The 11,613-nt window shown below is 71.8% G+C and carries 12 protein-coding genes; 5 read left to right on the forward strand and 7 right to left on the reverse strand.

Translation table 11 applies throughout. From position 1 onward, the window contains the following. Positions 1-483: 483 nt before the first annotated feature. Together BGP03_RS18835 and BGP03_RS35985 are read left to right on the forward strand one after the other, a co-directional pair. A complete protein-coding gene (locus tag BGP03_RS18835) occupies positions 484-933 on the forward strand; it encodes a hypothetical protein (protein ID WP_299736868.1) in 450 nt (149 codons plus the stop codon). A 932-nt stretch (positions 934-1,865) separates the two neighbouring features. After that, positions 1,866-2,048, forward strand: coding sequence for a hypothetical protein (locus tag BGP03_RS35985; protein ID WP_363094060.1), 183 nt, complete (start codon positions 1,866-1,868; stop codon positions 2,046-2,048). A 183-nt stretch (positions 2,049-2,231) separates the two neighbouring features. Here BGP03_RS35985 and BGP03_RS18840 read toward each other — a convergent pair whose 3' ends face one another. Continuing rightward, a complete protein-coding gene (locus tag BGP03_RS18840) occupies positions 2,232-3,002 on the reverse strand; it encodes an isoprenyl transferase (RefSeq protein WP_296371512.1) in 771 nt (256 codons plus the stop codon). A 173-nt stretch (positions 3,003-3,175) separates the two neighbouring features. Here BGP03_RS18840 and BGP03_RS18845 point away from each other — a divergent pair, with 173 nt between their 5' ends. Then, positions 3,176-3,799 carry a hemolysin III family protein gene (locus tag BGP03_RS18845; protein WP_296371580.1) on the forward strand — a complete coding sequence of 208 codons (624 nt, stop codon included), beginning with the start codon at positions 3,176-3,178 and terminating at the stop codon, positions 3,797-3,799. A 1-nt stretch (position 3,800) separates the two neighbouring features. On the opposite strand, the gene BGP03_RS18850 is transcribed toward BGP03_RS18845, so the two are convergent. The 4 genes from BGP03_RS18850 to mca form a co-directional block, all read right to left on the reverse strand. Beyond that, positions 3,801-4,400 (reverse strand): hypothetical protein, encoded by a 600-nt coding sequence (locus tag BGP03_RS18850; RefSeq protein WP_296371582.1) that lies wholly within the window; start codon positions 4,398-4,400, stop codon positions 3,801-3,803. Positions 4,401-4,711: 311 nt separating this feature from the next. After that, entirely contained in the window at positions 4,712-6,721 is a 2,010-nt protein-coding gene (locus tag BGP03_RS18855) for a thioredoxin domain-containing protein (RefSeq protein WP_298799751.1), read from the reverse strand. A 13-nt stretch (positions 6,722-6,734) separates the two neighbouring features. Next, complete coding sequence (locus tag BGP03_RS18860) at positions 6,735-6,983, reverse strand: hypothetical protein (protein ID WP_296371516.1); 249 nt, start codon at positions 6,981-6,983, stop codon at positions 6,735-6,737. A gap of 20 nt (positions 6,984-7,003) precedes the next feature. After that, a complete protein-coding gene (mca, locus tag BGP03_RS18865; protein WP_296371518.1) occupies positions 7,004-7,906 on the reverse strand; it encodes a mycothiol conjugate amidase Mca in 903 nt (300 codons plus the stop codon). Positions 7,907-8,406: 500 nt separating this feature from the next. Between mca and greA the strand changes: the two genes are divergently transcribed. Continuing rightward, on the forward strand, positions 8,407-8,901 hold the full coding sequence (gene greA, locus BGP03_RS18870; protein WP_296371520.1) for a transcription elongation factor GreA: 495 nt from the start codon (positions 8,407-8,409) through the stop codon (positions 8,899-8,901). Here greA and ilvA read toward each other — a convergent pair. Then, positions 8,891-10,120 (reverse strand): threonine ammonia-lyase, encoded by a 1,230-nt coding sequence (gene ilvA / locus BGP03_RS18875; RefSeq protein WP_298799752.1) that lies wholly within the window; start codon positions 10,118-10,120, stop codon positions 8,891-8,893. The genes greA and ilvA overlap by 11 nt on opposite strands. An 83-nt stretch (positions 10,121-10,203) precedes the next feature. Here ilvA and BGP03_RS18880 point away from each other — a divergent pair, with 83 nt between their 5' ends. Continuing rightward, on the forward strand, positions 10,204-10,428 hold the full coding sequence (locus BGP03_RS18880; protein ID WP_296371522.1) for a hypothetical protein: 225 nt from the start codon (positions 10,204-10,206) through the stop codon (positions 10,426-10,428). On the opposite strand, the gene BGP03_RS18885 is transcribed toward BGP03_RS18880, so the two are convergent. Next, positions 10,425-11,573 carry a cystathionine gamma-synthase gene (locus BGP03_RS18885; protein ID WP_296371523.1) on the reverse strand — a complete coding sequence of 383 codons (1,149 nt, stop codon included), beginning with the start codon at positions 11,571-11,573 and terminating at the stop codon, positions 10,425-10,427. The two genes, BGP03_RS18880 and BGP03_RS18885, sit on opposite strands and share 4 nt — an antisense overlap. Positions 11,574-11,613 lie beyond the last annotated feature (40 nt).

The following is an 11,613-nucleotide window of genomic DNA, read 5'->3' on the forward strand; positions in this document are numbered from 1 at the left end:
GGGGTATTCGTGTGCTACGACCCACTTTCACCAGCGGGGTATTCGTGTGCTACGACCCACTTTCACCAGCGACTATCGGCGGTGGATCCAGGCTCAGCGGTGGCCGACGACCGCACGCCGCCGCGATCCGGCCGGGGACACCCCTACGAGTGATCCACAAGCCACCGACGGATGACGATCTCGTCGAGCCGGCCGGGCGCTGCCGTCGACGACGCCCGTCCACATGGTCACGGAGGGCGGGTGTGCACCCCAACTGAGCGACACGGCCGGAAGATACGTTCCCGTCTGCGTGACCGCATCTGACGTGCAGTAGCCGGAATCCGAGGTATCGCGCGGCACAACCCGTAGGGGTTAAGCCGAACGAGGGAGTAACTCCACGTACAGTATTCGTCACCCGATAGACGTACGGGGTTTGGTCACGCGCAGATCACCGCGCTACTTTCTTCGTGGCCGGTGGGGCTCCCCGTCATTCACCGGCACTGAATGGATGGGACTTCGGTCGATCCGCACGAAAAGCAAGAAACAACTGTGCTGAAGAAGGCTGGAATCATCGTGGCCGTCGCCGCGCCCGGCGTGCTCGCGGTCGCGCCGCTGGCTTTCGCCGGTGACAAGGGCGACTGGGGCCACGGCCACGACGGCCACGACGGCGCCTCCGCCCCCACCTGCACGTTCGCCAACGCTGCCGACAACAGCGGGAACTCGCAGTCCGCGTCGGGCGTCGCCACCCCGCTGCTGGGCATCCTGGACACCGCGGCCAACGCGAACGCCCCGGTCACCCCGCAGACCAACGCGCCCATCGGTAGCTGCGACAACCTCAGCGACCTGGTCGACGTGAATGCGCACGACAACCTGCAGGACAACAGCGAGACCGTCGACAACAGCAAGGACATCACCAAGTCGAAGTCCATCCTGGACTCGCTCAGCCTCGGCTGAGACCGGCCCATGTCGTCCGGGAACTCCTCCCCCGGACGACCACGGTGAGACAGGGGCCCGGGCCGCGACGGCCCGGGCCCCTGATCCGTCCTGACGCCCTGTCGTGGAAGGAAGTCCCGATGAGCACCCTCGGACCGAACTGCCGTCCTCGGCGCCCACCGAACTGCTCACCACCGTCGCACCCGACCCGTCGCGGCCTCCCGTGCCCGTGGTCTACCAGCCGGTCGACTCGACGGACGGCCTGTTCGGCGTCCGCCGCGGCAGCGTCCCGGCCGTCGCCACCCCCGATCTCCAGGGCCTCCCGGTGGCGGAGCAGCTGCCCGGCCTGGAGGTCGTCGGCATGCCCTCGTCGACGACGACCGCCGGCCGTCCCCGTCCGGCAGCGCGCTGTCGAGCTCGACGACAACGCCCTCCTCTCCGACATGGTGGCCTCGGCCCGGCAGTGCTGAACCGACCACTGCGCTCCCCGCGCGCCTCGACCCGGACCGCCCGAACACCGGCGGCCGGGGTCGAGGCGTGCCCGGATCTGACCGGTGGTGACCAACCGCCCGCTCCCGGGCGAAGATCACCAGAGTGACGCGGCTGGCGGCCGACGTCCGGCGGACCCGAGCTCGGACGCCCGCCGGAGGGAATCACGGGAACGCACAGCGACCGTGTCCGGCACGGACGGGAAAAGGTACGCCACAGTCGGGTGATCGCAGGTGACGGAGTGCAGGAATATGCGAATACCACCCGTTCGAACACCAGGGAAGGACCCTCAAGTGGGCGTAACCGAACGTACAATATCGGCCTCACCCGATAGGGGTATCGCATTTGACCGGCCCCCGGGCTATGAGGCCACCTTTGTCGTGGTCGGCGCGGCTCCCAGTCAGGCGTCGACATGATGGGAATCGGTTTCGGCCGGTCCACATGAGCAAATCTGGAGAAGAACTGTGCTGAAGAAGGCTGGAATCATCGTGGCCGCGGCCGCAGCTGGTCTGTTCGCCGTCGCGCCGCTGCCTCCACCTGCTCGTTCGGCAACGCCGCCGACAACAGCGGGAACGAGCTGTCCGCCGCCGGCGTCATCTCGCCGCTGCTGGGCCCGGTCACGCCGCAGACCAACGCACCCGTCCTGAACTGCAACAACGTCAAGGACGTGCTCGACGTCAACCTGCACGACAACGTGCAGGACAACAGCAAGTCGATCGACAACAGCAGGACCGTCGAGTCCTCGAAGTCGGTCTCCAGCCTGGCTGATCTCTGACGAGACCGGAAGGGCCCGAACCGCGTGCGGTTCGGGCCCTTCTGTCGTTCCGGGTTCAGGAACCGAACCGCCGGTGCCGTGCCGCGTAGTCACGCAGGGCGCGGAGGAAGTCGACCTTGCGGAACTCGGGCCAGTAGGCCTCGCAGAACCAGAACTCCGAGTTCGCCGACTGCCACAGCAGGAACCCCGACAGCCGCTGCTCGCCGGAGGTGCGGATGACGAGGTCGGGATCGGGCTGGCCGGACGTGTACAGGTGGGCCGCGATGTGGTCGACGTCGAGCACCTCGGCCAGTTCCTCGATCGACGTGCCCGACTCGGCGTGCTGGAGCAGCAGCTTGCGCACCGCGTCGGCGATCTCCTGCCGGCCGCCGTAGCCGACGGCCACGTTCAGTTCCAGACCCGGCCTCCCGACCGTGCGCTCGGCCGCGGCGGAGAGCCGGTGGGCCAGCGCCGAGGGCAGCAGATCCAACGCCCCCACGATCCGCAGCCGCCAGCGCGCCGTCGGGCCGCTCAGCTCGTCCACGACGTCCGCGATGATCTGCAGGAGCGGGTCGAGCTCGTCCGCGGGGCGGTTGAGGTTGTCGGTGGAGAGCAGGAAGAGCGTGACGACCTCGACGCCGGCCTCCTCGCACCACCCGAGCAGGTCCGCGATCTTCGCGGCGCCGACGCGATGACCGTCGTTGACGTCGGAGAACCCGGCGTCACGCGCCCATCTACGGTTGCCGTCGAGCATCAGGGCGACGTGCTGCGGCCGCTCCGCAACAGCGGTCAACCGTCGACTGATCCGCCGCTCGTACACCGAGTACAGCAGGTCCCGTACGCCCACGCCGCGACACCCTACGCCGACAGCGGCGGCGCACCGGCCGCGCGTCGCAACCGGCCGTGGCGGGGTTCACCCGCAGGACACCCATCGGCGGTGCGGGGTGCCGTAACCTCGAGTGCGTGACTGCCGGGTCCGTCGACTCCTCCGCCGCAGCTCCGCCGCTGGTCAAGCCACGGATGCGGGGCTGGCTCCACCTCTGGTCGTTCGCCGTGTCGATCGCGTCGTGCGCCACGCTGATCGCGGTGGCCGCCGCCCTCGTCGGCGGTGGCGCGGCACTGGCCGTGTCGGTGTACAGCGCCACGATCCTCGCGCTGTTCGGCACCAGTGCGCTCTACCACCGCCGTACCTGGCGCACCGCCCGGTCGCGGGCGATCATGAAGCGGCTCGACCACTCCATGATCTTCCTGTTCATCGCGGGCACCTACACGCCCGTCGCGGCGCTGGCGATGGATCCGGGCACGGCCCGGTGGGTGCTCATCACCGTGTGGACGGGGGCGTTGGCCGGCGTCGTGCTCAAGACCGCCTGGCCGCACGCCCCCGCGTGGGTCGGCGTGCCCATCTACATCGCGCTGGGCTGGGTGGCGGTCTTCGCCATCCCCGCGATGCTCGCCGGCGGTGGCGTCGCGGCGCTGGTGCTGATCCTCGTCGGAGGCGGCCTCTACACCGTGGGCGCGGTCTTCTACGGCACGAAGTGGCCGAACCCGTGGCCCCGCACCTTCGGGTACCACGAGTTCTTCCACGCGGCCACGGTGCTCGCGGCGATCTGCCACCTCGTCGCGATCTGGCTGATCCTCTTCTAGATCACTCGCCCGTCGGACCCTTGGCGCGCAGCTCGTCGACGCGGGCCATGGCCTCGCGCAGCTCGCCGAGCCACTCGTCGGCGTGCTCGCCGACCAGGCGCACGGCCCACGCGAGCGCGTCGGACCGGGAGCGGGCCACGCCGGAGTCCACCAGCGTGTCCAGCACGATCCGCTCGGGCTGCCGCAGCCGCGTCATCACCGGCACCGACGCCACCGTGAACAGCTCCACGGTCTCGCCCAGCTTCGCGCCCCAGGCCACCTTGCGCCCGTAACGGTGCTCGGCCTGGCGGGCGATCTCGATGCGCTCCTCGCGGGTGGTCTCGCGGAAGCGGGAGATCCGGCCCGACTCGGCCGCCGCGCGGTCGGCGCGTCCGGCCTCGGTGTCGGCGAACTCGCCCTCGAGCGCCGGGAGCTCCCCGACGACGAGCACCTCCTCGCGGTCCACCGTGACCTCCGGCGCCCCGACGAACCAGCCGTCGGGCAGCCGGCCCTGGAACCAGGCCGTGGCGTCGTCGACGTCCGGCAGGTCGGCCTGCTGCCACCCTCCGCGCCCGGGCCCGCGACCTCCGCGTCCACCCGGTCCGTGCCATCCCCTGTGCATGCGTCCCGACATGACGACCTCCGTTGCTCGGCCCCCGTGTTCGGAGCCAGTGATTACGAGATTACACAGCAACGGCGAAAGCGGAGCGCGCTCCGCTCACAGCGAACCCACCACCCCGCGAGTCGGCGGTTCCCAGCCCGCGAGTCGGCGGTTCCCAGCCCGCGAGTCGCCCGGATCGAGGGGCCGACTCGACCCGTCCACGACGCCGTCGGCCACCGCGCGCTGCCGGCTGAGGCACGGAAGACCGCCGACTCGCGCACGCGAAAGTGCCGACTCGCGCACGGGAAAGCGCCGACTCGCGGGTGGGTGCGTCAGGGGTGGAGGAGGGAATGGGCCAGCGCGGCCGTCAGGTCCTCCTCCGTCGTGACCGGGCGGTCACACATGAAGCCGCGGCAGACGTAGGCCGCCGGTCCGCCGTCGACCAGGGGGCGGTCGGCCAGGAGGGGGACGCCGGGAGCGTCCGGGACGCCCCCGACCACCACCGAACCGCCCGGAGCGACCTGACGGGCGTGGGCCAGGAGGGGGCCCGGGTCGCCCGCAACCACCACCTGCAGGGGGCCACGCACCATGGCCTCACCCACCGTCAGCCAGTGGCCGGCGAAGCGCGGGTGCTTCTCCGCCAGCGTCCCGGCGCCGCGGACGGCGGCCTCGGCCGCATCGCGGTAGCGACCGCCGTCCGCCGCCAGCACCGACGCCGTGAGCAGCGCGGACGCCAGCGCCGAGCTGCCGCAGGGCGTCGCGTTGTCGGTGAGCTCGCGGGGACGGTGCAGCAGGGCCTCGGCGTCGTCGGCGGTGTCGTAGAACGCGCCGGGCTCGTCCAGCGCGAAGTGCTCCAGCGCGACGTCGAGCAGCGCGGTGGCGGCGTCGAGCCAGCGCGGCTCGCCGGTGGCCTGGTGCAGGGCGAGCAGGCCGTCGGCGAGGCAGCCGTGGTCGTCCAGGACGGCCGCGGCGGCGCCGACCTGCCCGTCCCGCGACGAGCGCCGCAACCGCCCGTCGACGACGTGCAGGTCGAGCAGCAGGTCGGCGGCCGCGGCCGCCACGGTGACCCACGCCGGCCGCCCGAGCGCCGCACCCGCCTCGGCGAGCGCCTGGATTGCCATCCCGTTCCACGCGGTGACGACCTTGTCGTCGCGGCCGGGCTGGGGCCGGGTGTCGCGGGAGGCCAGCAGAGCCTCACGGATCCGGGCCCAGCGGGCCGGCTCGGACGGGTCGGCCCGCAGCTGCAGCGTGGACGCGCCCTCCTCGAACGTGCCCTCGGGCGTGACGGTCAGCAGCGAGGCCGCCCACGCACCGTCCTGGTCGCCGAGCACCGAGCTCAGCTGCGCCGGCGTCCACGCGTAGGTCAACCCCTCGACGCCGTCGGTGTCGGCGTCCAGCGCGGACGCGAACCCGCCCTCGGGGGTGAGCAGGTCGCGCAGCAGGAACCCGGCGGTCTCCTCGGCCACGCGCCGCGGCAGGTCGTCCCCGGTGAGCCGCGCCAGGTGCGCGTACACCCGCAGCAGCAGCGCGTTGTCGTAGAGCATCTTCTCGAAGTGCGGCACCACCCACCCGGCGTCGACGCTGTAGCGGGAGAAGCCGCCGCCGAGCTGGTCGTAGAGGCCGCCGCGGGCCATCCGCTCGCAGGTCAGCGACGCGTGCCGCAACGACTCAGCCGAGCCCGTGCGCTCGTGGTGGCGCAGCAGGAACTCCAGCGCCATGGACGGCGGGAACTTGGGCGCGCCGCCGAACCCGCCGTTGTGCGGGTCGACGCCGGCGCCGAGGGTGGCCGCGGCCCGGTCGAGCGCGTCGGCGTCCACGGCGGCGGGCGGCAGGGACGCGGCGGTGTTGTCCGACAACCGGGCGGCGATCTCCGCGGCGGCCCCGCGCACGCGGTCGCCGTCCTCGGTCCAGGCCTTCGTGACGGCGTCGAGCAGCGTGCGGAAGCCGGGCATCCCCTGCCGCGACGTCGGCGGGTAGTAGGTGCCGCAGTGGAACGGCTCGCCGACGGGCGTCAGGAAGCAGGTCATGGGCCAGCCGCCCTGGCCCGTCATCGCCTGGGTGGCCGCCATGTAGACGGCGTCGATGTCGGGGCGTTCCTCGCGGTCCACCTTGATCGCGACGAAGTCCCGGTTGACCTGCGCCGCGGTGGCCTCGTCCTCGAACGACTCGTGGGCCATGACGTGGCACCAGTGGCACGCGGCGTAGCCGACGGACAGCAGGATCGGCACGTCACGGCGGGCGGCCTCGGCGAAGGCGTCGTCGGACCACGGGTACCAGTCGACGGGGTTGCCGGCGTGCTGGAGGAGGTACGGGCTGGTGGCGGTGGCGAGCCGGTTCGGCATGGCCACCAGCCTGTCAGGAGCGGGTGTCGCCCGCGTCCTCGGAGTCGGGACCGGGCTGGTTGTCGAACGACGCCGGCAGCCGCCGGATGCGCTTGGACATCGACACGATCAGCACCACGAGCGCGAGCCCCATCAGGATGATGACGACGAGCGCGACGGGCGAGGCCTTGCCGAACTCCTCCCCCTGCCCGGGTGGTGGCGCAGGGTCCTGCGCCACCACGGTGACGGTGCTGGTGGGGAGGAACCCGAGGTCGACGAGCATCCGCCCAGGTTACGCGCGCCTCACCCGGCCCGGCGGACGGCCACCCGCTCGTCGACGCCGGCGAACAGGTCGTCCTCCGGATCGGAGGTGTCGACGAGCGACCGGACGAGCTCGTAGTCCTCGGTGGGCCAGATCGCGCGCTGGATGTCGAGCGGTACCAGGAACCACCGGCTGGTGGGGTCGATCTGCGTCTCGTGGGCGAGCAGCGCCTTGTCGCGGACGTCGAACCAGTCGGCGCACTCGACGCGCGTGGTGACGCGCTCGCCGGGATCGGGCCGGTCGTCGGGCCAGTTGGCCAGCCACTCCTCGTAGGGCGACTCCAGGCCGCGCTCCTTGAGCGCCTTGTCGAACGCGATGATGCGCGATTTCGAGAAGCCGTGGGAGTAGTAGAGCTTGAGCGGCTGCCACGGGTCGCCGGCGTCGGGGAAGCGGTCGGGATCGGCCGCCGCGTCGAACGCCGCCATCGAGATCACGTGGGTCTTGATGTGATCCGGGTGCGGGTAGCCGCCGTTCTCGTCGTAGGTGACGAGGACGTGCGGGCGGAACTCGCGGATCAGCTTGACCAGCGGTTCGGTGGCCACCTCGACGTCGACGAGGGCGAAGCAGCCCTCGGGCAGCGGGGGTGTCGGGTCGCCCTCGGGCAGGCCGGAGTCGACGAAGCCGAGCCAGCGGTGCTGGACGCCGAGGATCTCCGCGGCCCGCGCCATCTCGGCGCGCCGGACGTTCGACATGTCGGCGAGGATCTCGGGACGGTCCATCGCCGGGTTGAGGATGCTGCCCGCCTCACCGCCGGTGCAGGTCACGACCATCACCTCGTGGCCCTCGCTGATGTAGCGGGCCGAGCTGGCCGCACCCTTGCTGGACTCGTCGTCGGGGTGGGCGTGCACCGTCATGAGGCGCAACGCGGTGTGCTGCGAAGACATGTGGTCCTTCCTGGCGTTTCGTGTCGCCCGAATCGTGGCAGAGTGCACCGACAAGAGCGCGCGGACCGGTCAACGCCACACCCGTGCTCCTGCTTCCCGGTCACTCTCCGCCACCGTTCCGGCGTCACTCACAGGTGCGTGACACGGGCGACCACGCGCCCGGTCGTACGGTTCGCGCGGGTGGCCGCTGACCGCTACGGTGGGCGGCCGACGTGCGTCCCGTTCGGCGGCAGCACCGCCGCCGCGGGCCGATCACAGCGCTGTGACCAGCGAGTATGACTCAGCCGGGAACTATCCACAGGGGCCAACCGTTCGTCGAAAAGCTGCGACGAGCGGCTGCCATCGTGTTACCGTGAGCTGCACACGGCCCGCAGGCGGGTCGTGTTTTTCCTTACTCGGGGCAATGTCTGCCCCCGGGAACGGGTGGCCCCGGGCGGCTCACCCCGCCCGCGGGCGATGAGGGTCCGTGGATGCATGGACCTGGACAGGCTGGAGGAGAGATGACCGTGACGGACACGCAGGAGAGCTGGCTGACCCAAGAGGCCTACGACCGGCTCAAGGGTGAGTTGGACGGCCTGATCGCCAACCGCCCCGTCATCGCGGCCGAGATCAACGCCCGTCGTGAGGAGGGCGACCTCAAGGAGAACGGCGGCTACCACGCCGCCCGCGAGGAGCAGGGCCAGCAGGAGGGCCGTATCCGCCAGCTGCAGGAGCTGCTGCGCACGGCCAAGGTCGGCGTCGCTCCCACCACCTCCGACACCGCCTCGCCGGGCATGGTCCTCAAGCTGCGCTACGAGGGCGACGACGACACCGAGACGGTGCTGCTGGGTTCCCGCGAGGAGGGCAGCCGGGGCGACCTGGAGGTCATCTCGCCCAACTCCCCGCTCGGCGCCGCGCTGCTCGGCGCGCACACCGGCGACACGCGGGAGTACCCGCTGCCCGACGGCGGCACGATGAAGGTCTCGCTGGTCTCCGCGGAGCCGTTCAGGGCCTGACGGTCTCATCCACGACGTGACCTGCGGCCCGGAGCGCCGCCACCAGCGCGGCGCAGTGCTCCGGACCGCGGGTCTCCAGCGTGACGTCCACGTCGACGTCACCCAGGGGGAGCGCACCCGCGATCCATGAGTGCGCCACGTCCAGCACGTTGGCCCCCTGCTCGCCGATCTGGGCGAGCAGGGTGGCGAGCGCTCCCGGGCGGTCGTCCACCCGCACACGCAGGGCGAGGTAGCGGGCCGCGGCCACCAGGCCGTGCCGGATGACGTGACCCAGCACGAGCGGGTCCACGTTGCCGCCCGACAGCACGGCCACCACCGGGGTCTCGAAGCGGCCGGGGTCGTCGAGCAGGGCGGCCACCGCGGCCGCGCCCGCCGGCTCCACCAGCATCTTCGCCCGTTCCAGGCAGTGCAGCAGCGCCCGGGACAGCGCGTTCTCGTCGACCGTGACGATCTCGTCGACCAGCGCGGCCACCTGCGGGAACGTGATGTCGCCGGGGCGGCCGACCGCGATGCCGTCGGCGATCGTGTGCATCGACGGCAGGGTCTGCGGGCCGCCCGCCGCCAGCGACGGCGCCCACGCCGCCGCGCCCGAGGCCTGCACCCCGACCACCGCAACGTCCGGGCGGGTCTCCTTGACCGCCGCCGCGATGCCGCCCAGCAGCCCGCCGCCGCCCGTGCAGACGAGCACCGTGCGCACGTCGGGCACCTGCTCCAGGATCTCCAGGCCGACGGTGCCCTGGCCGGCGATGATGTCGGCGTGGTCGAACGGGTGCACGAACACCGCACCCGTCCGGTCGGAGAACTCGCGCGCCGCCGCGATGCTGCCCTCGATGGTCTCGCCGACGAGGTGCACCTGCGCGCCGTAGCCACGGGTGGCGCCCACCTTGGGCAGCGCCGCGCGCTCGGGCATGAACACGGTGGCCTCGATGCCCAGCATCTGCGCGGCCAGGGCCACGCCCTGCGCGTGGTTGCCCGCGCTGGCCGCCACCACCCCGCGGGCGCGCTGCGCGTCGTCGAGGCGGGCGATGCGCGTGTACGCCCCGCGGATCTTGAACGAGCCGGTGCGCTGCAGGTTCTCGCACTTCAGCCACACCTTGCCGCCGCACAGCTCGCTCAGTGCGCGGGACCCCGCGATGGGGGTCGGCGTCACCACACCGGCCAGCAGATCGCGGGCGGAGAGCACGTCGGCCAGGCCGACGGGAGGAACGGCGGGCACCATGACCGCATCCTCGCACCGGGCGCCCGGCGCGGCGGACGCCGCACCGGTAGCCTCGACGAGAACGCGTGGTCACGGGAGGTTGCATGACACGGCTGCGAGCCGTCGCCCCGCTGCTGGTGGCAGCGGTGCTCGCGGGCGTCGCCGTCCTCACGGTGCAGCGCGCGGCCTGCGACGATCCCGGTCGCTACGTGGCCTCGCCCGGCGGTTACGTCCTGGTCGGAGGATGCCTCGCGCCCGGTGACATCGTGGTGAAGGCGCCCGTCGCACCGCCCGCCGTCGCCGATGCGGACGCGCCCACCAAGAGCTAGGACACCGTGCCGAGGGCGGTGCGCAGGTCCTCCAGCAGGTCCTCGACGTCCTCGATACCCACCGAGAGGCGGACGAGGTTGTCCGGCACCTCCAGCGCCGATCCGGCGACCGACGCGTGGGTCATGGCACCCGGGTGTTCGATCAGCGACTCGACGCCACCGAGCGACTCGGCGAGGGTGAACAGCTCGGTGGCCGCGCACACCTTCAGCGCCGCGTCCCGCCCACCCACGACGAGGAACGACAGCATGCCGCCGAAGCGGCGCATCTGCTTGGCCGCGATCTCGTGCCCGGGGTGCGTCGGCAGCCCCGGGTAGAGCACCTGCGACACCGCGGGGTGCGCGGCGAGCAGCTCCGACACCCGCTCGGCGTTGTCGCTGTGGCGCTCCATGCGCACGGCCAGGGTCTTGACGCCACGCAGGGTCAGCCACGCGTCGAACGGGCCGGGCACCGAACCGACGGAGTTCTGCGTGAACAGGATCTGCTCGGCCAGCTCGTCGTCGCTGGTGACGAGGGCGCCGCCGACCACGTCGGAGTGGCCACCGACGTACTTGGTCGTCGAATGGAGAACGACGTCGGCGCCCAGGGCGAGCGGGTTCTGCAGGTAGGGCGACGCGAACGTGTTGTCGACGACGAGCCGGGCCCCTCCCTCGTGTGCGACGGAGGCCAGCGCCGCGATGTCGGCGATGCCCAGCAGCGGGTTGGTGGGCGTCTCGCACCACACGACCTTCGTGGTGGGCCGCAGCGCGGCGCGCAACGCGTCGACGTCACCGAGGTCGACGGGTGTGTACTCCACGCCCCACTGCGTGAAGATCTTGTCGACGAGCCGGAACGTGCCGCCGTAGGCGTCGTGCGGGATGACGACATGGTCACCGGGCCGCAGCAGCACCCGCATCAGCACATCGGACGCACCCATCCCGGAGCCGAAGGCGACGGCGTGCCGGCCGCCCTCCAGCGCGGCGAGGCACTCCTGCAATGCGGTGCGCGTGGGGTTGGCCGACCGGGAGTACTCGTAGCCACCCGCCCGGAGCCCGCCGACGCCGTCCTGGGCGAAGGTGGACGACGGGTAGATGGGCGTGATCACCGCGCCCGTCGTGGGATCGGGCTCCTGACCGGCGTGAATGGCGTTCGTCGAGAATCCGCGCATGGCGTGAACGCTACGCAGCCGCTCCGCGCCGTCGGCGCCG

It is taken from the genome of Pseudonocardia sp. 73-21 (assembly GCF_001899645.1).
Lineage (GTDB): Bacteria > Actinomycetota > Actinomycetes > Mycobacteriales > Pseudonocardiaceae > Pseudonocardia.

What these genes read in the sequence shown, in the direction of transcription:
- BGP03_RS18855 (WP_298799751.1), bottom strand. Translation starts at nt 6,721, where the DNA reads ATGCCGAACCGGCTCGCCACCGCCACCAGCCCGTACCTCCTCCAGCAC.
- BGP03_RS18860 (WP_296371516.1), bottom strand. Translation starts at nt 6,983, where the DNA reads ATGCTCGTCGACCTCGGGTTCCTCCCCACCAGCACCGTCACCGTGGTG.
- mca (WP_296371518.1), bottom strand. Translation starts at nt 7,906, where the DNA reads ATGTCTTCGCAGCACACCGCGTTGCGCCTCATGACGGTGCACGCCCAC.
- BGP03_RS18880 (WP_296371522.1), top strand. Translation starts at nt 10,204, where the DNA reads ATGACACGGCTGCGAGCCGTCGCCCCGCTGCTGGTGGCAGCGGTGCTC.
- BGP03_RS18835 (WP_299736868.1), top strand. Translation starts at nt 484, where the DNA reads ATGGATGGGACTTCGGTCGATCCGCACGAAAAGCAAGAAACAACTGTG.
- ilvA (WP_298799752.1), bottom strand. Translation starts at nt 10,120, where the DNA reads ATGGTGCCCGCCGTTCCTCCCGTCGGCCTGGCCGACGTGCTCTCCGCC.
- BGP03_RS18885 (WP_296371523.1), bottom strand. Translation starts at nt 11,573, where the DNA reads ATGCGCGGATTCTCGACGAACGCCATTCACGCCGGTCAGGAGCCCGAT.
- BGP03_RS18845 (WP_296371580.1), top strand. Translation starts at nt 3,176, where the DNA reads ATGCGGGGCTGGCTCCACCTCTGGTCGTTCGCCGTGTCGATCGCGTCG.
- greA (WP_296371520.1), top strand. Translation starts at nt 8,407, where the DNA reads ATGACCGTGACGGACACGCAGGAGAGCTGGCTGACCCAAGAGGCCTAC.
- BGP03_RS18850 (WP_296371582.1), bottom strand. Translation starts at nt 4,400, where the DNA reads ATGCACAGGGGATGGCACGGACCGGGTGGACGCGGAGGTCGCGGGCCC.